This window comes from Hoyosella altamirensis (assembly GCF_014191505.1).
Lineage (GTDB): Bacteria > Actinomycetota > Actinomycetes > Mycobacteriales > Mycobacteriaceae > Hoyosella > Hoyosella altamirensis.
Genome location: NZ_JACHWS010000001.1, coordinates 317,626 through 337,015 on the forward strand (window position 1 = coordinate 317,626; position 19,390 = coordinate 337,015).

Annotated in this window: 17 protein-coding genes and 1 tRNA gene; 11 read left to right on the plus strand and 7 right to left on the minus strand. The window is 62.1% G+C overall.

Features of this window, described 5'->3' with window-relative positions; genetic code table 11:
* The first annotated feature begins 107 nt into the window (after nucleotides 1-107).
* From FHU29_RS01585 to FHU29_RS01600, 4 genes are all read left to right on the plus strand, one after another.
* Nucleotides 108-180 (plus strand) — tRNA-Ala (locus FHU29_RS01585).
* 196 nt (nucleotides 181-376) lie between these two features.
* Nucleotides 377-1,165, plus strand: coding sequence for an SDR family NAD(P)-dependent oxidoreductase (locus FHU29_RS01590; protein ID WP_232322915.1), 789 nt, complete (start codon nucleotides 377-379; stop codon nucleotides 1,163-1,165).
* A gap of 860 nt (nucleotides 1,166-2,025) precedes the next feature.
* On the plus strand, nucleotides 2,026-3,039 hold the full coding sequence (locus FHU29_RS01595) for an alpha/beta hydrolase (RefSeq protein WP_064439585.1): 1,014 nt from the start codon (nucleotides 2,026-2,028) through the stop codon (nucleotides 3,037-3,039).
* A 41-nt stretch (nucleotides 3,040-3,080) separates the two neighbouring features.
* Nucleotides 3,081-3,221 carry a hypothetical protein gene (locus tag FHU29_RS01600; RefSeq protein WP_157094984.1) on the plus strand — a complete coding sequence of 47 codons (141 nt, stop codon included), beginning with the start codon at nucleotides 3,081-3,083 and terminating at the stop codon, nucleotides 3,219-3,221.
* Nucleotides 3,222-3,279: 58 nt separating this feature from the next.
* Here FHU29_RS01600 and FHU29_RS01605 read toward each other — a convergent pair whose 3' ends face one another.
* The gene (locus tag FHU29_RS01605) at nucleotides 3,280-4,932 is read right to left on the minus strand and encodes an ABC transporter permease (RefSeq protein WP_064439586.1); all 1,653 of its coding nucleotides are present in this window, start codon (nucleotides 4,930-4,932) and stop codon (nucleotides 3,280-3,282) included.
* Complete coding sequence (locus tag FHU29_RS01610; RefSeq protein WP_064439587.1) at nucleotides 4,929-5,849, minus strand: ABC transporter ATP-binding protein; 921 nt, start codon at nucleotides 5,847-5,849, stop codon at nucleotides 4,929-4,931. The genes FHU29_RS01605 and FHU29_RS01610 overlap by 4 nt, the downstream gene beginning before the upstream one ends.
* Nucleotides 5,850-5,937: 88 nt before the next feature.
* Between FHU29_RS01610 and FHU29_RS01615 the strand changes: the two genes are divergently transcribed.
* Together FHU29_RS01615 and FHU29_RS01620 are read left to right on the plus strand one after the other, a co-directional pair.
* A complete protein-coding gene (locus FHU29_RS01615) occupies nucleotides 5,938-6,456 on the plus strand; it encodes a GbsR/MarR family transcriptional regulator (RefSeq protein ID WP_064439588.1) in 519 nt (172 codons plus the stop codon).
* A 3-nt stretch (nucleotides 6,457-6,459) separates the two neighbouring features.
* Nucleotides 6,460-7,131: a PIG-L deacetylase family protein gene (locus FHU29_RS01620; RefSeq protein WP_064439589.1), complete on the plus strand. Its 672-nt coding sequence runs from the start codon at nucleotides 6,460-6,462 to the stop codon at nucleotides 7,129-7,131.
* Between the two features lie 101 nt (nucleotides 7,132-7,232).
* Here the strand turns inward: FHU29_RS01620 and FHU29_RS01625 are convergent, their stop codons facing one another.
* Nucleotides 7,233-7,502: a metal-sensitive transcriptional regulator gene (locus FHU29_RS01625; protein ID WP_064439590.1), complete on the minus strand. Its 270-nt coding sequence runs from the start codon at nucleotides 7,500-7,502 to the stop codon at nucleotides 7,233-7,235.
* Between the two features lie 97 nt (nucleotides 7,503-7,599).
* On the opposite strand from FHU29_RS01625, the gene FHU29_RS01630 reads away from it, so the two are divergent.
* Nucleotides 7,600-8,019, plus strand: coding sequence for a DUF302 domain-containing protein (locus FHU29_RS01630; RefSeq protein WP_064439591.1), 420 nt, complete (start codon nucleotides 7,600-7,602; stop codon nucleotides 8,017-8,019).
* A gap of 7 nt (nucleotides 8,020-8,026) precedes the next feature.
* Here FHU29_RS01630 and FHU29_RS01635 read toward each other — a convergent pair whose 3' ends face one another.
* From FHU29_RS01635 to FHU29_RS01645, 3 genes are read right to left on the minus strand one after another with little or no spacing between them, the layout of a single operon-like run.
* Complete coding sequence (locus tag FHU29_RS01635) at nucleotides 8,027-10,042, minus strand: ABC transporter permease (RefSeq protein WP_083962213.1); 2,016 nt, start codon at nucleotides 10,040-10,042, stop codon at nucleotides 8,027-8,029.
* Nucleotides 10,014-10,415, minus strand: coding sequence for an ABC transporter permease (locus FHU29_RS01640; RefSeq protein ID WP_083962214.1), 402 nt, complete (start codon nucleotides 10,413-10,415; stop codon nucleotides 10,014-10,016). Before FHU29_RS01640 ends, FHU29_RS01635 begins: the two co-directional genes overlap by 29 nt.
* A gap of 8 nt (nucleotides 10,416-10,423) precedes the next feature.
* Complete coding sequence (locus FHU29_RS01645; RefSeq protein WP_064439592.1) at nucleotides 10,424-11,188, minus strand: ABC transporter ATP-binding protein; 765 nt, start codon at nucleotides 11,186-11,188, stop codon at nucleotides 10,424-10,426.
* Between the two features lie 228 nt (nucleotides 11,189-11,416).
* Between FHU29_RS01645 and FHU29_RS01650 the strand changes: the two genes are divergently transcribed.
* Together FHU29_RS01650 and FHU29_RS01655 are read left to right on the plus strand one after the other, a co-directional pair.
* The gene (locus FHU29_RS01650; protein WP_064439593.1) at nucleotides 11,417-12,865 is read left to right on the plus strand and encodes a sugar porter family MFS transporter; all 1,449 of its coding nucleotides are present in this window, start codon (nucleotides 11,417-11,419) and stop codon (nucleotides 12,863-12,865) included.
* A gap of 189 nt (nucleotides 12,866-13,054) precedes the next feature.
* On the plus strand, nucleotides 13,055-16,492 hold the full coding sequence (locus FHU29_RS01655) for a hypothetical protein (RefSeq protein ID WP_157094986.1): 3,438 nt from the start codon (nucleotides 13,055-13,057) through the stop codon (nucleotides 16,490-16,492).
* A gap of 30 nt (nucleotides 16,493-16,522) precedes the next feature.
* Here FHU29_RS01655 and FHU29_RS01660 read toward each other — a convergent pair whose 3' ends face one another.
* A complete protein-coding gene (locus tag FHU29_RS01660; RefSeq protein WP_064439595.1) occupies nucleotides 16,523-17,809 on the minus strand; it encodes a hypothetical protein in 1,287 nt (428 codons plus the stop codon).
* Nucleotides 17,810-17,985: 176 nt separating this feature from the next.
* Between FHU29_RS01660 and FHU29_RS01665 the strand changes: the two genes are divergently transcribed.
* Nucleotides 17,986-18,408: a ChaB family protein gene (locus FHU29_RS01665; RefSeq protein WP_064439596.1), complete on the plus strand. Its 423-nt coding sequence runs from the start codon at nucleotides 17,986-17,988 to the stop codon at nucleotides 18,406-18,408.
* Between the two features lie 34 nt (nucleotides 18,409-18,442).
* Nucleotides 18,443-19,387, plus strand: a complete 945-nt coding sequence (locus FHU29_RS01670; protein WP_064439597.1) for a dipeptidase — start codon at nucleotides 18,443-18,445, stop codon at nucleotides 19,385-19,387.
* Nucleotides 19,388-19,390: the final 3 nt, after the last annotated feature.

Consider the following 19,390-nt stretch of genomic DNA (forward strand, 5'->3'; position numbering starts at 1 on the left):
TACTGCTACTTCTATCGCGACATCCGGTTCGAACGTTGCGTGCCGGTTTCGTCAGCGGTCGCGCGCCCTGCTAAGGTTTCCGTTGCAGTGACAAAATCACTGCACCCGGGGCTATAGCGCAGTTGGTAGCGCGTCTCGTTCGCATCGAGAAGGTCGGGGGTTCGATTCCCCCTAGCTCCACCCTTGCCCGTCGTCGGTCGTGACGAGGAGATTCTCGAGCTGGCGAACATTCGCCGGATGTTTTCGGGAGCTTGCCGGTAGCTGTTCCCGCATGCTGGGCTATGTCGAGCGCGACCGTTCGCGCGTCCCGCGCCGCCACGCCTGAGCCAGGCCTCAAGTACAACCTAAGATGTGCCTGAGGCGGGAGAGACACCACATGGCACTGACCACCAATGAAGGACAGCGCGACACGGGCGAACCGGAGGCCGCTAGCATCCGAGCTTTCGCCAACTTTGACGGTCGCCTAGCGGTGGTTACGGGTGCGGCTTCAGGAATCGGCCGCGATCTCGTCTTCGAGCTTGTTCGTAAGGGGACACATGTCGCGGCTTGCGACCTAAACGATGTCAAGCTTCGAGCCGTGGTTCGGAAAGCGAAGGATGTGAACCCAGAAGTTCGGGTCACCCCGCATGTGTGTGACGTCGTTGATAGGGCAGCCGTGAGACGGCTTATGCGCGAGGTTTCGGACGCGCACCAGTCTGGTGTCATCCATCTCCTATTCAACAACGCCGGAACCATTGGCGGCATGTCATTCGTAAAGTCACCACCAGATGAGTGGGAACGCACGTTCGCGGTTTCGTGGAACGGCACATACAACTGCGCGAGAGAGTTCCTCCCCATGCTGCTTGCATCGGACCAGGGCGCAATAGTCAACACTGCGTCGGTCAACGCCCTGTGGGCAAGCCTCGGATCGCGCACTCCACACTCGGCATACTCCTCTGCAAAGTTCGCAGTACGCGGGTTCACCGAGTCACTTCTCGTGGACTTTCAGCGCAACGCTCCGCACCTTTCAGCCGTTTTGGTGCTGGCAGGTCATGTTCGTACGGGAATGCCAGCTCCACCTTCATCATGGAAGCGCGCGCTTGACTCCCTCTTTGCGGGCTACGAGCCCGTGTCAAGCAAGTCGGCAGCAGAACAGATTCTGAACGCGGTGGCGCGTGGAGACTAACGAATAGTCATTGGGGCAGACGCTGCGGCCGTGGATGAGCGCGTCAGAGCTGATCCTTGGACGGTGTACGAATGAGTGAGGATTCACCGGATCACGTCGAACGCGATAGCAACCTGAGCAAGTCCAAAGCGAACATTCCGCGTCGGTGAGCCGTTCCGCAGTTCGTTTGCATGTCGCGAGCAGTCAAGCTCACTATCGTCTGGAATTCGCGGCCATGCTGTTTGTTTGCGTCAACCAAAGAATGCGCCGGTCCGCTGGAAATAGAGTGGATGCAGGGGGCTGTTGCCGCAAGGCATAGGCCGTCGCGTGTTGCGTACAGGAAAATCGTTCGGTATCTCGGATAAATGGACTCACGAAGAAAACCCCTGCTAGCGTGGGGTCTAAGTGGCGGGTGTGTAGTTGTGGGGTTTACCCGGGAGTTCGCAGATCCGCGCTCGCCTGAAAAGGACGCGGGCCTTGAAAAGGTAGTTTCCGAAGCGAATTAATAAAGATGTGTTGCAAATCAAGATCATATTTGTGGGTCAGAACTACCACAGCCAGATTTTGGAATTGAACTTTTGACATTGTTGTGATGCGGGTGTGATATACCTAACAGCAGCTGCATGTTGTATGCAGTGCAGATCTCTTAGATGGAGGCGGGTCAGTGTCCAGCGACTTCCTTAACTGGGTGTTCAACTTTAGTTCGGACTGGGCGTTCAGCTCCGAGTGGTTCCACTTCATGAGTTCGGACTTCCTGAACTTCAACTTCAGCTGACGCAATAGAGTCACTGCAAGTGCTGGGTGCGGCGGGGTCGCGCCCAGCACATCTGCATTCAAGGACATTTCCACTTCAGCCCTTCCCGACATAGGGGGTTCCGGCGTTGAAACTCCGGCTGGGCGCAGGCGTGACGCTGGCGCTTTCCTTATTATTCGTGAACTCAGGTGCGGCGGTAGCGCAACCTGGGGAAACGGAAGTACCGCCGCAAAATGCGCCGTCGTCACTCGTTCGTGTAGAGCGGGTCAACGACCGTGAACTGATGCTGTACGTATATTCCGGATCAATGGACAAAGTCATCCCGCTCGAGGTGATCACACCTGCGGATAACTCGGTTCCGCGTCCCACGCTCTACCTACTTAATGGAGCGGGTGGCGGTGAAGACTCGGCTACCTGGCGGGCGCGCACCGACCTGCTTGGGTTTTTTGCGGATAAAGACGTCAACGTGGTCACACCAGTAGGTGGGGCATACACCTACTACACGGACTGGATCCGCGAGGATCCCGATCTGGGTGTTGTGAAATGGGAAACTTTCTTGACCAGGGAAGTGCCGCCTATCGTCGATCAGGCGTTAGGGACCACCGGCCGCAACGCGATCGCGGGGCTCTCGATGTCTGCTACGTCGGTTCTCGCGCTCGCGATCGCGGCACCCGAGGTCTACGACGCCGTCGGCTCCTACAGCGGCTGCGCGCGCACGAGTGACCGGCTCGGAGAGTTCTACGTCAGAACTGTCTTAGCGGGGCCAGGTGACGTCGACAATATGTGGGGGCCGTCCGGGTCGCCCGGCTGGCGAGACTATGACCCCTACCTCAACGCCGAAGGCCTGCGCGGGACCGTCGTGTATGTTTCGAGCGCAACGGGTTTGCCGGGGCCTTACGACACATTCGACAACGATTTCGTGGAAGGCAGCCCGGCGCGTTACGCGAACCTACTCGTGGTCGGCGGACTCCTCGAAGCCGCGACCTATCAGTGCACTGTGGACTTCGCCGACCGATTGAACGAACTCAACATTCCCGCGCACTTCAACCTTCGTCCCGCGGGAACACACTCGTGGGCCTATTGGGAAGAAGATCTCCGCGTGTCATGGCCGATCCTTAGCGAGGCCCTCACTCGCGGCTAGCCGTATGACCCTTGAACATCCCCTGTGAGGAGTTGAATCTTATGCTTGATCTCGTTGCTATGTTCCTCCCGGAAGTATCGCTCGGATCGATAGTTGACTTTCTAACGGGAGACGGCTTCTCATTCAGTTCTGACTGGAGCTTCAGTTCGGACTGGTTCAACGTGCCCGGTTTCCTCAGCTAATCCGAACGCTCACCTGCTGTCGCAACTCCAATAGTGAGCTGCGACAGCAGGTTCGTTCTTATTTGGATTCGAGATCCCGGCGCTTGAATCCCGCCACGCCTGCGGCGGTGAGCGCGGCTGCGATCGCGAGGAGCGCGAGCGTTGGAGTCCATTCGAAGCCGACAGCGGGCATGTCCGGGATGTGCCCGAACGGGGAGTAGTCGTACATCCAGTCCGGGAAGCCGAGGATGGCGCCCATGTAGACGACGAGGATGCCGTAGATGGGGATGAACCACGCCAGCCCTTGCAGTCGCGGTGCAAGCCCAAACAGTGCTGCCGCGAGGCCTACCGCGACCCACACCGCCGGAATATGCGCGGCGGCCGCACCGAGCATGCGGACCAGGAAGTCCCAATCGCCAAGCGCGAGCGCCCCGGCGCCGCCGAGTCCGAAGCCTGCCGCCATGACAACGATTGCGCTGCTCACGTAGGCCACCGTGAGGTGACTGCCCATCCAGCGCTGCCGTGATACTCCGGTTGCCAGTACGGGTTCTGCGCGCCCTGAGTTCTCCTCGCTGCGCAGCCGGTTCACGGCCATCACCGCCTGAACGGACGCGACGATGGAGAGGAATGTGATCAGCATCGCGACCCACGAGTCCACCAGGGATGCACCCGGGATGTCCGGCAGTACGTCACCGAGCGCACTCAGCTGCTCCAGCATGTCTTCAACACCGTTGATCAGCATCCCGTAGGTGAGGCCGAAAACGGCGAGACCGGCTGTCCATGCGATGACGGACGCACGGTGCAAACGGAGGGCAAGCCCGATCGGGCTGGTCAGTGCGGGCGTGGCGACGGGGGCCCCCATTTTCGGGGGACGCAGCCCCGCGCCGACGTCACGCATCGTGCTGAGACGGAACCCGGCACCGATCAGGACAGCGGCGACGAGCACCGCGAGAAGCAGCGGCCACCACCGCTGATCCTCTGCGAACGGGCGTGAAGCCTGACCCCAGAACAGTGGTGATAGCCACCGCAGGAAGTTCTCGCCGATATCGCCGGCTGCTCGCAGCGCGTACGCGCCGCCCAGCACAGCGAGTGCCATACCCGCAGCTCCGCGTCCGTATTCCGTTATCTGCACGGTGATCGCGGTGACGCCCGCGAAAACGATCCCAGCGGCGGCGAGACTCAAGCCATAGAGGAACGAGCCGTCGGTGGTCACGCCCTCAAGGCCGCTGCTTGCGAGTCCGAGTGCTGTCAGGACGCCCGTGGCTATATTGGCGCCCACGATGACGATGAGCGCGGCCGCGAGTGTGGAGTGACGGCCGACGACGCTGGAACGAACGAGTTCTGCGCGCCCCGCTTCTTCCTCCGCGCGTGTGTGGCGAACCAGCAGCAGGATGCTCATAAGGCCGAACACCAGCGCTGTCATGACAGTCATCTGGTGGCCAACCATGATCCCGAAGTTGTAGTCGGCTGGCTGGTAGTTGCGTCCGACCATGCCGACCATCGCGGGAAGGTCGGCAAGCTGGGCGACGGTCGCGCGGTCTTCCGCGGTGGGGTAAGTATCCCGGAAGCTTTGCAGGCTGCCGACAGTCAGGAGGGTAAGGGCGCCGATCCAGATAGGCAGGCGAATCCTGTCGCGCCGGAGTATTAGGCGCGTCATCGTCCAGGTGCCGGCAAGCGGATGCCGTGCACCACTGACTTCTGCCTGCGGCCGGGTGGCCGTAGCGTTCGTCATGTCCGTGCTCCTGCGGTTTCGACCGTTCCGTTGAGGTCGTCCTGGTAGTGGCGAAGCATCAATTCTTCGAGGGTCGGTGGGTGGCTGACGAGACTGCGGATTCCGAGCGGGCTGAGCTCGCGGATCACACTGTCGAGGTATTCACCGTCTACGGCGAATCGCACGCGGTCACCGTCAGTGGTGAAGTTGTGAACACCACGCATGTTCTCGACGGCAGCTGCAGATCCCGCTGTGGTCACTTCAACGGTCGTACGCGTCAGGTGCCGCATTTCCGCGAGCGTGCCGGACTGGACGACCTCGCCGAGGCGAATGATGCTGATCCGGTCGCACAACGCTTCGACCTGCGCAAGGATGTGGCTGGAGAGAAGTACCGTCTTGCCTTCGGCAGTAGCTTCTTTGATGTAGGCCTGGAAGACGGTTTCCATTAGCGGGTCGAGACCTGCGGTCGGTTCGTCGAGGAGGAGAAGCTCCACGTTGGAGGCGAGCGCGGCGATAATCGCAACCTTCTGCCGGTTCCCCTTCGAGTAGGTCCGCCCCTTCTTCGAGGGGTCGAGGTCAAACTTCTCGATGAGATCGGCCCGGCGCCGCTTGTCGAGACCGCCGCGGAGGCGCCCGAGGAGGTCAATGGCCTCACCGCCGGTCAGATTCGGCCAGAGTTCGACGTCACCAGGAACGAACGCCAGCCGTTTGTGAAGTTCAACCGCGTCGTTCCAGGGGTCGCCGCCAAGGAGTTCGGTCTTTCCACTGTCCGCCCGGAGGAGCCCGAGTAGGACGCGGATCGTGGTGGACTTGCCGGCACCGTTCGGACCGAGGAAGCCGTGGACTTCACCCGTCTCGACGTGCAGGTTCAGGTTGTCGAGGGCGCGTGTCTTCCCGAAGGTCTTCACGATGCCCTTCATTTCGATCGCCGTAGTCATGCAGATGAGCGTACACTGTTTTCACAAATGTGTGAATACTCTGAACCTTGTTAAGCTAGTGTTGTCGTCAGTGCGAGAGGGGTGTCGTGTGTCCGACCTGCAGGATGATGAGTACCGCGAAAAGCTGCTGCAGTTCGTCGAGAAGCTTGCGATGCTCCTGACGGAAGCAGGCCTGCCGCGCATGGCTGCGCGCGTGTTCGCTTACGTCCTCGCAGAGGACTCCGACAAGTACACCGCCAAAGAACTCGCGGACGGGCTTCGCGTCAGTCCGGCCGCGATTTCCGGCGCGGTGCGGCCACTCGTTCAGGGCGGAATGCTCACGCGCGGACGTGATCCCGGTGAGCGCGCAGACCATTATCGTGTTGATGATTCCGACGTGTGGGGCACGATCATTAGCCAGCGCCGTCCGATGCTTCGTCGCTACATTGATGTTCTCAGTGAGGGTGCGCGTGATCTCGGGGGAGACCGGCGAGGGTCACGACGGCTCCGTGAGACTGTCGAGTTCTATCGATTCCTCGACGAGGACCTAACCGAAACCATGAAGCGCTGGAAGGAACGGCGCGCTGAGTGGGTTGAGGAAGAAGAACGCCGGATCAAGGAGAGCTGATACATGGCGCTGCGTACGTTTCCCGCCGACTGGACGCGAGCGGTCTTCATCGTTGCCCATCCTGACGATGTCGAATACGGAGCGGGTGCGGCCGTGGCGAAATGGATTTCCGAGGGTAGGTCAGTTACCTACGTCATGATCACCAGCGGCGAGCAGGGTATCGAAGGAATGGTCCCTGAACTGTGCGGCCCGCTCCGTGAAAAGGAGCAAATTTCGAGTTCCAGGGTTGTCGGCGTGGAGGATATTCGGTTTCTCCGATTCCCCGACTACACCCTCGAGAACACGCAGGAACTACGTGATTCCCTAGTCGATATCATTCGTGAACTTGACCCGGAATTGGTCCTCACCCTGAACTTCCGGGACAACTGGGGCGGCGAATTCCAGAACTCGCCTGATCACATGAACGCCGGTCAGGCCGTTGTCGAGGCAGTGCGCGCCGCAGCCGCGAATGTGCGGTGGATTGCTGCAGCTGCCTCACCTGAAGCCACGCACGCGGTAGATGTTACTGGCTTTGAGGACACGGCCATAGCGTCCCTGCGTGAACACCGGGCTTATCTCGCCGGGCTCGGTGGGGGAGCCGAATCACTGAAGATGATTCGTGAATCGCTCGCGTCAACGGGTGCTGAGTTCGGCACGGGTGCGGCCGTCAGCTTCGAGCTGATCGACGTCGCGTGATCGCCTCGGTGATCGCCCCGGGGTAAATTCACCAGAAACAGGACAGCCTCCCCGGAAACGACGTGGGAGTTTGTCCTGTTTCTTGTGATGCTTACCCGCGCTCAGGCGAGTGTGAGAAACAGCTTCTCGATCTCGTCCGCGGATAGCGGGGTTTCTTCCCCAGCGTCTGATTTGGTCAGGCACTCGCGAAGCGACGTTGCGACGATCTTGAATCCGGCGCGGTCAAGTGCTCGGGAAACCGCGGCGAGCTGAGTGACGACGTCGCGGCAGTCGCGCCCCTCCTCGACCATGCGGATCACGCCCGCGAGCTGGCCATGGGCCCGGCGCAGCCTGTTCAGGATGGCAGCGGCGTCTTCTTGAGTGTGGTCCATCGTGACTCTCCTACGGGCATTGGGGCGTGATACTCGCCCGACGACAATGATACCCTATGGGGTATATGAGTGGCTTCAACGATCAAGGAGGAGCGCCGTGCCCAATGGGTCGATTGGCATCACAACAGTAGTGGACTTGCCGTTTGACGAGGCGGTGACCAAGACGCGCGAGGCACTCGCCGATCAGGGTTTCGGCGTGCTCACCGAGATCGACGTCAAAGCGACGCTCAAAACGAAAATCGACAAGGACATCGAAAACTACCTCATTCTGGGAGCCTGCCGCCCGCCACTTGCCTACGAAGCAGTGCTGGCAGACCCCCAGATCGGACTCCTGCTGCCCTGCAACGTCGTTGTCCGCGACTCGCGTGACCGTGAAGGCGCGGTCATCGTTGAAGCCATGAATCCCGACATGATGGTTGACGTCAGCGGCAAGGCGGCCCTCGGCCCAGTCGCCAGCGACGCAGGCATCCGGCTCCGTGCTGCGCTGAGCGCGCTGGGCGGCACGGCAGTCAGCTAGGGGCTCCTCACCCGAGTGCCTCCACAGGGGAAGTGCGCACTGCCCGCCGAGCCGGAACGAGAGTGGCGATCACCGCAGCCGCTACTGCGGCGAATGCGATTAACGCGAGCTGCCCAGCGGGTATCGCCCCAATCACAACCTTGTCCAGGCCAAACACCGAAGCCGTTCCCGCCGTGCCGTAAACGATGCCCAGCCCGATCCCAATTGCGGTGGCCGCCCCCGCAATCAGGGACGCTTCCCAGATCAGCAGAGACCGCAAGCTGCCGCGATGAAGGCCGACGACACGGAGCAGCGCCGATTCCCGCCGCCGCTCAATGACGGACAGCGCCATCGTGTTGCCGACACCGATCAGTGCGATGAGGATAGCGACCGACAAGAGACCGGCCACGATCATCACCATTGTGTCGATAATCGTATCGATGACTGCTCGTGCCGCTGCGGTCCCGGTGATATCGGCACCCGGTGAAATCTCATCCACCACTGTCGCGATCTGATCCTGCACCTCGCGTAATGCGTTCCCATCGAGGTCATCAGCAAGACGCACGATCAGCGACAGTGACTCACTAGCCTCAGGTGCGGCGTCGGCGATGTTCATCAGCGGTATCTGCGTCGGATCGCCCAGTCTGACGATGAGCATTCTGCCATCGCCAACAGTGAGGATGTCACCGTCGTTGAGCCCCGAATCACTAGAGAGCAGCGCAGTCCCCGGTTCGGGTACGGCTGTCCCGCCACGGAGCGCGGTGCGGAATTGGGAGTCCACAGCGTAGAGCGAGTGCACTCCCGCGTCACTGGACACGCGTTGTTCGTCCGCTAGCGCTGTGCCTGCCACATCTTCCAGACCAGCAATCCGGGTGTCGAGCGCCTGCGCATCGGTGTCCGCGGCACTCGTGATCATGACATCGACGGGAAGCTCCTCGTTCACGCTGTCAGCCGCCGCCACCTTCGACAGGCCCGCCCCGACGACGATCGTGGAGGTCAGCGTCACCCCGATGAGGAGTGCCATAGCTGTAGCCGTCGTGCGACGGGGATTCCGTGAAGCATTACGGACGGCGAGTTCGCCGACCGAACCGGACAGCCGCGTGAGGATGCTGCCAAGTCCAGCGACGGTGCCAGGCACGATGCGGTTCGCGAGTGTCACCATTGCGAGAAACGTCAGGAGCCCGCCTGCGCAGCCCGCCAGGATGTTCTCGGCAAGGGCCGCGAAAACAAGTGCCGCGATGCCAGACCCGAGGAAAATCAGGCCGGTCGCGATTCGCAATACCGAGGTTCGTCGCGATTCCCGCACCGTTTCGAGCGGCCGGAACGCGGCCAGCGGTGACACGCGCGTTGCCGCCCTAGCGGGCGCATGCGCGGCCACAAGTGACATCACGATGCCAACGAGAAGCCCAACGACGATCGCGGTTATGGGCAGCGACACCGTGTGGAGCGGAATCGGGAGCGAGAGCGCTTCGCCCGCAGCGCGCAGACCGTATGCTGCGCCGCACCCGAGGATGACTCCAGCCACGGCGGAAAACGCGCCGACAATCAACGCTTCCAGCGACACCGATGCGCGGATCTGACTGCCCGTCGCGCCAACGGTGCGGAGCAACGCGAGGTCACGCGTTCGTGAGGCCACAATCACCGAAAACGTGTTCGCGATGACGAGCCCAGCTACCACCACGGCGATCGCGCCGAAACCAAGCAGGACGTTCTGCAGCAAACCAGACGTCCCGAGGTATTCCTCTGCTGCGGCTGCGGCGGCATCCTCACCCGTGGTGATCGGAGCACCGGGAAATGCATTCCCGACTGTGCTGAACACCTCGGGTGTGCCGTCGCTCGCGATGTGCACGGAGGATGTTTCCGCGCCAAGCTCCTCGAGGAGGGCGGGGGGAACGTAGAACGTCGCGCCGTCCATTGCCTGTGGTGACCCCCGCAGATCAACGAGACCCACGATCGTCCATGCGAGGGGCGCACCGTCGCTTCCTTCAGCGTCGAGGGTAATGACCGTGCCGGGTTCAATTCCCGTGGTTGACCCGGCGAGCACCTCGCCGTGAACCTCGGGGAATCGCCCCCTCAGAAAGGTTTTGCCAGCGCAGCGGCCCTGGGTCGGCCAGCGTCTCGGCGAGCCCGTACCGCGTCCCCTGGCCTGGAACGGAAGCGGAGATGAAGCCAGTCGACATCGGTTCAGCGGCGACGACGCCAGTGGTGGTCAGGAGCCGATCGAGGTCCGCCGTGGAGAAGCTGCCCTCCAGTACGTAGTCGGTGCCCCGGTACTGCATCGCGAGCGCATCGGTGATGCTCCGCTCAACTGTGCTGCCCAGCGACAGCGTGGTGACAATGAACGCCACCGCGATCATCACTGCAAGCGACGACGCGGCATACCTGCCCTTGTGTGCACGGACCTGAGCGAACGTCACCCCCAGCGTCAGCGGGCTCCCATCGGAGTAGCTGGGTCGCTGAGGTCGCGGCGCGCAGCGAGGACCGACTCGGTTGTAGGACAATCGATTTCGCCGGAACGCTCACCGTCTGCGAACAGAACCACCCGGTCCGCGTATGAAGCCGCGACCGGGTCATGCGTCACCATGATGACCGTTTGCCCCATTTCGTGCACACTGCGCCGCAGCAAGGAGAGGACCTCAGTACCGGACTGGGAATCGAGGTTTCCAGTAGGTTCGTCCGCGAAGATTACGTCAGGCCGTGGCAGCAGCGCCCGGGCCACAGCAACCCGTTGCTGCTGGCCTCCCGACAGTTCGTGCGGCAGATGATGCATTCTGCTGGTTAAGCCCAGCTTGTTGATGATCTCCTCGTAGAAGCCCCGGTCCGGTGTCTTCCCTGCTAGCCGGAACGGCAGCGTCACGTTCTCTTCAGCAGTGATGACGGGGAGCAGGTTGAACGACTGAAAAACGAAACCGATGCGCTCCCTGCGCAGTTCGGTCAGGGCGCGATCCGGGAGTGCGGTGAGCTCCGTCCCGCCCAGAAAGACTTGCCCTGATGTCACTGTCTCGAGTCCGGCCAGCACGTGCATCAGGGTTGATTTTCCTGAGCCTGATGGCCCCATGATCGCCGTGAACTCACCGGACTCGAAGTCCACGTCGACACCGCGCAGGGCCTGCGCGGTCGCGTGACCCGAACCGTACGTCTTGGTCACGCCGACCGCTCGTACCGCGTGTCTGGCCGCTTGTCTCGCCATCAGAAACCTCCTCATCGTGGGCTCCTGCTGACGCTATGGCGGGCCGCCCAAGTTGCCATCAGCGCGAAGAATGATCAGCGGTGACGGTCCGTCATACCTGGGTCTGATCAAGGCTCGACCGCCCGGCGTCTTCGCGGAGGCAGTTTTGTCACGAAAGTTCCCGCGCACAATCGCCGCATCTGGGTAACCTCGCTTCACCGCAACCTTGCAGAGAGGAATGCCGGGCCCATGAACGCCACACCTGATTCCCCAGAGACGGTGAACCGCTTCAACATCCGGATAATCGGGATCTGTGTCGCCGCTGCGCTTGGCGGCTTCCTCTTCGGCTTCGACACAGCCGTGATCAACGGCGCCGTCGATGCGATGACCGAGACCTTCGGGCTGAGTGCTGCCCTGCAAGGTTTCGCCGTCTCATCCGCACTGCTGGGCTGTGCAGCGGGCGCGTGGTTCGCGGGCCCGATCGCGAACCGGCTCGGTCGCGTGCCCGTCATGCTGATCGCAGCCTCGCTGTTCCTTGCCTCGTCGATTGGGTCCGGGCTTGCGTTCGGTGTCGTCGACCTCATCGTGTGGCGTGTCATCGGCGGTCTCGGTGTGGGGGCCGCCTCCGTGATCGCCCCCGCGTACATCGCGGAAGTCTCTCCCGCGAGGATTCGCGGCCGCCTCGCATCGCTGCAGCAACTCGCCATTGTGACGGGCATCTTCGCGGCACTGCTGTCAGATTCCATGCTCGCTGACTTCGCTGGGGGGTCGATCGAGATTCTCTGGCTCGGCCAGGAAGCCTGGCGCTGGATGTTCATGGCCGAGGCGATCCCGGCGATCGTCTACGGGCTCGCTGCGCTGCGGTTGCCGGAGTCGCCCCGATTCCTCGTCGCCAAGGGCAGATATGACGAGGCCACGCGAGTGTTGCGCGTTTACACCGGCATCGTCGACGTGTCGGACAGGATCACGGCGATCAAGGACTCGCTGCGCGCCGACCACCGCTGGTCCCTCGCTGATCTGCGCGGCCGCCGACTTGGACTCAAGCCGGTTGTGTGGGTCGGTATTTTGCTGTCCGTCTTTCAGCAATTCGTCGGCATCAACGTCATCTTCTATTACTCAACGACGCTATGGCGGTCGGTCGGATTCGAGGAGGGCGACGCCCTGCAGATCACCGTCATCACTTCGGTGACCAACATCGTGGTGACGCTGGTCGCGATCGCGCTAGTGGATCGGGTGGGACGGCGTCCGTTGCTCCTGACGGGATCGGCGGGCATGTTCCTCTCCCTCACGACGATGGCGATCGCGTTCTCCCAGGCAACCCTCGTCACCGACCCGGATGGCACCACAAGTGCCATTCTGGAAGGTGGCTGGGACGTGACGGCGCTTATCGCAGCGAATGCGTTTGTTGTGTTCTTCGGCGTCAGCTGGGGTCCGGTGGTCTGGGTGCTGCTGGGTGAGATCTTCCCGAACTTCATCCGCGCGGGTGCGCTCGCCGTGGCCGCCGCGGCTCAATGGCTCGCGAACTTTGCGATTTCCACCACATTTCCGACATTCAGTGAGATCGGGCTGACCTTCGCGTACGGTTTCTACGCCTTCTTTGCCCTTCTGAGCTTCGCGTTTGTGTTCACCCAAGTCCCGGAAACCAAGGGGCGCGAGCTCGAGGACATGTCGTACGAAGTGCATTCACGCCGTCGCTGACACCTCTGAAGACGCTCAAGCGCGTCCGCTCCGTGGGATTCACAGCCCGCATACTGTGCAAGTTGTCGGCGTGTCGCGTTCCAGCAGCCATCCGCGGTAACGCTGCGGCGTCAACGCCATTACTATCGTGGATCGGTAACGGGCTTCGGTAGTCGCAGCATTTGAGGGCATGGAAGAAGGGTGGCGTTAGTGGCGCAGGGGGGCAGCGTTCCATCGAGTGGTTCGGCAGCATCGATCGGAGACTGGCTCAGCGACCGCGAATACGAGATCACCAAGCGGCTCGAGCGGGCGACCCTGGTCATCGAAGCGCACCCCGGCAAAGCTGTCGCGGATGAGATAGCGGTGGCCTATGCACAGCAAGCCGCGCGGCTGTCTGGCCCCGGAGTGTCGCCCGGCACTGCGCTCGTCAGGAAGTACCCGGCACTTACCCTGCTGACCCTCGTCGCGCATGCGTCTGCCACCGGCCGCACAACTGACTTCTGGGAGAGCTTCTGGACCGAGTTGGGTGTCGCCCGCGACCCCAAAACCGAAGCCGACATCCGCCAGGGGATTCCGAAACTGCTGCGACGCTTCTCCCTGGCCGAGTTCCCGCGCCTCCGAGGCCGCTATGTCCAGGTCATCGGTGTGCACGCGGGTGTGCCGGTGCCTAGTGCGGACACGCTCGTGGCGGTGCTCGCCGACCACTTGGCGCGCGGCGGGGAACCTAACGGGTCGAGTTTCACCAATTGGCTCACCGACCCTAGGAAGCCCAACCGGCTTGCGAGAGTTGACGTGCCAGTGCGCACGTTCGTCACCGAAGGCGGTGAATACGCGATCGACTTCATCGATCGTGTGCTCGACATTGTCGCCGTCTCGATGAGCAATCCGCAGACATGGCGGGACTCCATTGATGCACTCGCCGTGACAAGCGGCCTGCCGGAAGTGTTGTTCCGGGAGGTCGTGCGCGCAGTCGAGGGGCAGGGGATCAGCGGTGGCCTCCTCGCTGGCGATGGGCACATCGAGCCGCCGCGGCTACGTCTCGATACTGGCGACGGTTCGGTTCAGGTCCTCGTCCCGCACCCGCCAGCACAGCCAGACGAGCGCTGGCAGATTTCATCGGATGGTGATGTCTCCGAGGTTCGGGTGCCCGCGAGTATCTTCCACGCAACCAACCCCAACTGGCGGACGACCCCGCACGCCATTCGCACGATCTCCAGCCCAGCGAGGCACGTCAGCGCGGAACACCCCTCGATCCCGCGCAGGTTCGTCTTCTCGCTGGTTGATCCAAAAGACCCCCTCGTTCTTTTCACTGACCAGGGGAAGCTACTCGGCCGCAGGCTGCCCGTACCGTTGGGTTCGATTTACGCGCTGGTGCCGCGCGGTCATCAGCTGGCCGATACTGGTGCTGCCGCGCCTGGGACGCCATTGGGCCGAGTCATCGAGCCGGAGGCAGATCGGGGCAATCCGGCGGGGTGGCGCGACTGGCAGCTGTTGCAGATCGACACGACGGAACTCCGCTCGATCCAGCTGGTTAAGGACACTGACAAAGTGGGAACGGCCAGGCAGGTGCGACGCAGCTACCTGCCTGAGGTTCTACTGGCCGATCCAGTGCGCGGCGTGCGCGCGGCGAACGGCTCGCCCCTCTACAACGAGCGGCCCGCCGTGTGGCTGCCGGGCGATCCACTGGGCCACAAGGTTCCGTGGCAGGTCAGCGCGAGGCGACTCGGCGCAGCGGACTGGGTCGCCACGTTCGTATGGACGTTGGAAGGCGAAGACTTCAGCTGCGACCCGTTCGATGAGGTCGAAGTACCACTTTTCGGGACGTATGAGATCGTCGTGCGCGGCCCCCTCGGAGCGGACCTCCGCAAAGTCGTCCACCTCGCGGAAGGCTTTGAGTCCAGCGTCACCCCCGACTACCGGGTCCCCGCCAGCAACGGGCTGTCGGACTCCGTTGTTGAATTGGCGTGCGAGGCTCCGATCAAGGCGGACCCGGACGTGCTGCGGTTCGCGAGCGATGAGACAGAGCAACTGGCTGTCCTCAGTGGCGCCGGAGAACTTCCGCTGCTCATCAATCCGCCGCAAGCGGAAATCCGGCTGACCGGTGCAGGGCAGTCTTTGCCCTGGTCGGGCCTGCCGCATGTAGTGACGGTCCACGAGCTCGCCGAGAACCGAACTCTGGCGTACCGAGTGCCCGCAACCGCGGACATCAACACCTGGGTCGAGTTGCGCGACCGGGCTGGGAAAGTGCGCCTGCAGGAGCCTCCGAGCTACAACGAGCACACTGATGCGTTCGAAGTGCAGACCTCGCGCCTCGCGGAAGGGCTCGGACGCCTTCGTTCAGCACGTGTTGTGGCCGTCGTTCAGGCGGAAGACGAAGACCCGCACTTCATTCAGCTTGCGAGCGTTCGTCCAGCAGGATTGTCCTCGGAGATTCGCCTTGACGGTGAGGTGCTCGTCTTTGAGGATGTGGCTGAGGTTGCTGGACTGACGGCGCAAATCTGGCCCGAATCAGCTCCCTGGAAGGAACCTGTTTCACTTCCCGTTCGGGACGAACGTGTGGTGCTGCCCGACGAGCTAGCCGCTAGTGGGCCACTTCGCGTCAGGCTGGTCGTCGGTGATCAGTCGGCTGCTCCCTCGACTCCGCCAGAAGACACTACGCGCCTCGACCAGCGAGGCTGGGTGCGCAGCAGCGACCCTGCGCTCGAAGCCCTCGCACGGTACCTGTCCGGCGATGCCGACCTGCCGACGGGCCTCAAACCCAGTCCACACATGTGGACAGCACTGCATGCGCTGACGATCGCGTCGAACTACGACGACGTGTGCGCCGGGCTCGGGAGGATGCTCCGGGAGCAGCCACGAGAGGCTGTCCTCGCGCTCACGCACAGCACTGTGCCGGTGTCTGAACAGCCTGCGCTACTGATCGGGACAGGCGTCGCCCAGGCCAATTACACGGCGGAGGAGCCCTCCGACGAGTCAAGTGCGAACTCGTGGGTTCAGTGTCTCCTCACGATGGCGGAACTGCCTCTGTTTGAGCGTGGCGGCACCGAGTGGGAGCGTGCACGTGAGGAACTCGATGAGCACGGCGGCGAAGCGCTACTCCGTGTCTTGGACACGGGCCGGGACACCGAACTGGCGAAAGCTCTGTTCGACCACACCACCGTCATGTTGCACCACATGCCCGCAGAACAGGTCGACCAGATCTTCAACGTCGCACGGATCATCCCTGGCGCGGTCCTCGACGTGGACACACGCGTCAGTGCGATCGCGGAAGCATTCGCGATGCGCATGCGCTGGGCGGAAACCGCAAGCCACACGGAATTGATCGTCAGGGCAAAGAAATTTGTCCGGGCAATCCGGAAAGCGGGCAAGCAGTTCTATGACCAGATCTCGATCCGCAGCGATGCGCTGGGAAACGCCGACACGCAAGCGCACCCGTGGCTGATGATCCCGATGGTGTCGCTGATCATGGCGCTGCTAGCGCGACTTGAAGCGCACGGGGGAGTGAAAGCGGGTGTCATCGACGAGGACATCATGCGCGCCTGGGCTGACCTCGCGCGGCTGTGCCCGCAGCTGACGCGCATCGACCTGGTGTTCGCCGAATCCCTCATTGTCCACGCGAAGGTGGAATCCGGCCTGAGCTGGGACTGAGGGTCGGCTTGCGGGCCTCCCGCTGTAGGCTCAAGCGGAGTGCCCGACGAGCGTTTCCCGGTACATGAGCGCAAAACGGTCGAGGGCGTCCTGGCTCATCGCGGCGCCCCCGCCGCGGAAACCGAAGAACAATTCGCGGTTATGGCCTGCGACGCCGACCGAGACGGGGATCGTCTGCGACACGAGAGGCGGACTGAACCACAGTTCACGCACCTCCCCGGCGTCGCCGAACGCGGGTACAGCCTGTCGGCCGAGATTCGATAGTGTCGTGGTTTCGACGAACTGCTTCTCAACAAGTGGCAACAGCGACGTGAGACTGCGTTTGAGCACGTTTGGCAGCAGGTTGCCCGGTTCGAGCACATCGACGATCCAGTTCGCCGCGCCGTTCTGTTTGAGCGTCGTTGTTTCGTCGCGGACGAGTCCGGTTGCTTCGGTCAGGTCGTTGGCCGTGGTTGGCACGAAAACCGTGAGATAGCTCGCGAAATTGGAGACCACCTCGGACGACCACTCCGCAGGGCGCAGATTCACGGGCATCATGACCGATACAGTGTCGCCGAGTTCGCCGGCGTGCTCGGAGTTCCAGCGAATGATGGTCAGCGCGTGCGCTGCGATCACTAGATCGTTGATCGTCGCACCCCGTGGACGGCGCCCAGCCGCAATCGCAACTTCGTCAGCGGTAAGTCGCAACTGTGAGAGCACGTATCCGCCGTCCGCTGACCCACCGTCGGGAGTGACCTTCGTGATGCGTCGTCTGTTCGGAAGGTCCCCAGCGACTTTGGCCACCCGGGGTGTCAGGTCGCTGAGCCTGCGAGAACCGAACAACTTCTTTAGGTCACGCGCCTGCATAATGTCAGGCCCACCGGCCGGATCCTGAGTACCGGCGTACTCTCGCGCGACTGAGATCAGGAACCGGATGCCGCCCATGCCGTCGAACGTCGCGTGGTGCAGGTTGAACATCAACCGGTCGCCGTCATCCTCGCGAACGAGGGCCACATGGAAGCTCGGGCTCTGATAGAGATTGGGTGCCACCGACTGCAGTCGCGCGCGGACTATCCGGCTCGGCTCATCGGTCACCTCCACGGAAAGGTAGTCCGCACTGTCCGGGATCACCCACGTCAGCGTGCGGCTGCCGATCGCGGCAGGCGCTAACTTCGCCCTGGCGAGCGGATGGGTCAGCGCAGCTGCCCGTAACGCGCGGGTCAGGCAGTCGATGTCTAGTCTTCCTGACACTTTGACTTCGAACTCCACCGACATCGGCGTCTTGCTACCGAGGTTTATGAATGCTTCATCGAGCGAAGTGACTGGCAGAGTGCGCATCGTTTCCTCCGAATTAGAGGCGCTTACGTGTTGGACGATAGTCCCCGCATAGTTCGAAGCGCTGCAAAACCGGGCACACTATCCCGGCAGCATTCAACGGCTTCGGCGACAAATTGCCAATGTATACCCGCGCCAGTTGCGGGTAGTTCTGTCGTGACTGCAGAAAGGGGTAGGCGATGCCGAAGACCAAGAAATCTGGTGAGCCGAAGAAGGACGAATTGCCCTCCACGGTGAAACGGTCGAGCAAGAAAGCGCAGCGCACTTTCGCCAAAGCGTACGACGCGGCCGTTGACGAATATGACGGCAACGAGGAACGTGCTCATCGTGTGGCGTACTCCGCCCTGAAGCAGAAGTACGCCCGAGTCGGGAAAAAGTGGAAGCGCAAGGATAAGAAGGGGCCTTCGGACTCCAGGTCAGAAGGTGGCTCTGGCGGCAAGACACACGAAGGCGTCGACGCGAAGGCGACGAAGGACAAGCTGCTGAAGACGGCTCGCCGCCTCGGTATCAAGGGGCGCTCGACGATGCGAAAGCGTGAACTGGTCGAGGCGATCAAAAAGGAAAACAAGCGGGAGACTGACGCGGCGCGAAGAAAGAACTAGGGCGCATGGATGAGTGCTGTCGTAGTGTCGTCCCATGGATCAGCCCTTGTGGGAACAACATTGCTGCCTGCCGTTGTCCGCCGCAGCGAACGTCGGTGATCTTGCCGCGTATGGCCCGGCCTTCGTGTCCGTGAACGTCGGCTACGCCCTGCACGACAAAGTTGAGTGCCTCGCGGTAATCGACCACTTCCGGGCGGGAATCGAAGCCGACGAGAGGCTAACGACCGCGACCACTTACGAAGCCACCGAACATGCGGCGCGGCAGGGCAAGACGGCGATCGCGTTTGATCTGGAAGATGCGCGACCGCTGGCCGGGGACCTGGCGAATGTTGAACTCTTCTACCGCCGAGGGGTTCGTACGCTGCTGCCCACGTACAACTTCGCCAATGATGCAGGCTCGGGGTGCCTCGACGAAACCGATCGCGGGCTCACCGCTTACGGCCGTGACCTCGTGTCGGAAATGAACCGGATCGGCATGGTTGTCGACGGTTCGCACTGCAGCACACGGACGGGCCTTGGTCTGAGCGAGGCGTCTAAGCAGCCGATGATCTACTCGCACAGCTGTATGCGATCGGTGTGGAAGCACGAACGCAACATCACCGACGAGCGAGCTGTCGCATGCGCGGAAACGGGGGGCGTTGTGGGCATCACAGGTGTCGGCATTTTCCTCGGCGCAAACGACGCCAGCATCGACGCGATGATCCGCCACATCGACTACGCCGTTGAACTGATCGGTGAAGACCACGTGGGGGTCGCGTCGGACTTCCCATTCGACTACGACGACTTCCGCGCAGAGATGCTCAGCAACCCACATTTCTTCCCCGCGGCCTACACGCGATATGGGCCGATCGACTTCGTCACCCCGGCGATGATGCTTCAGCTACCCGGCGCACTCAAAGCGCACGGATACTCGACCGGTGTGATTCGGAAGATCCTGTGGGGCAATTTCGCGCGGATAGCAGCGCAGGTGTGGAAATAGGAT

Excerpts from the sequence above, each read along its gene's own strand:
- FHU29_RS01590 (WP_232322915.1), top strand. The coding sequence starts at position 377 with ATGGCACTGACCACCAATGAAGGACAGCGCGACACGGGCGAACCGGAG.
- FHU29_RS01600 (WP_157094984.1), top strand. The coding sequence starts at position 3,081 with ATGCTTGATCTCGTTGCTATGTTCCTCCCGGAAGTATCGCTCGGATCG.
- FHU29_RS01605 (WP_064439586.1), bottom strand. The coding sequence starts at position 4,932 with ATGACGAACGCTACGGCCACCCGGCCGCAGGCAGAAGTCAGTGGTGCA.
- FHU29_RS01610 (WP_064439587.1), bottom strand. The coding sequence starts at position 5,849 with ATGACTACGGCGATCGAAATGAAGGGCATCGTGAAGACCTTCGGGAAG.
- FHU29_RS01620 (WP_064439589.1), top strand. The coding sequence starts at position 6,460 with ATGGCGCTGCGTACGTTTCCCGCCGACTGGACGCGAGCGGTCTTCATC.
- FHU29_RS01625 (WP_064439590.1), bottom strand. The coding sequence starts at position 7,502 with ATGGACCACACTCAAGAAGACGCCGCTGCCATCCTGAACAGGCTGCGC.
- FHU29_RS01645 (WP_064439592.1), bottom strand. The coding sequence starts at position 11,188 with ATGGCGAGACAAGCGGCCAGACACGCGGTACGAGCGGTCGGCGTGACC.
- FHU29_RS01650 (WP_064439593.1), top strand. The coding sequence starts at position 11,417 with ATGAACGCCACACCTGATTCCCCAGAGACGGTGAACCGCTTCAACATC.
- FHU29_RS01660 (WP_064439595.1), bottom strand. The coding sequence starts at position 17,809 with ATGCGCACTCTGCCAGTCACTTCGCTCGATGAAGCATTCATAAACCTC.
- FHU29_RS01665 (WP_064439596.1), top strand. The coding sequence starts at position 17,986 with ATGCCGAAGACCAAGAAATCTGGTGAGCCGAAGAAGGACGAATTGCCC.
- FHU29_RS01670 (WP_064439597.1), top strand. The coding sequence starts at position 18,443 with ATGGATCAGCCCTTGTGGGAACAACATTGCTGCCTGCCGTTGTCCGCC.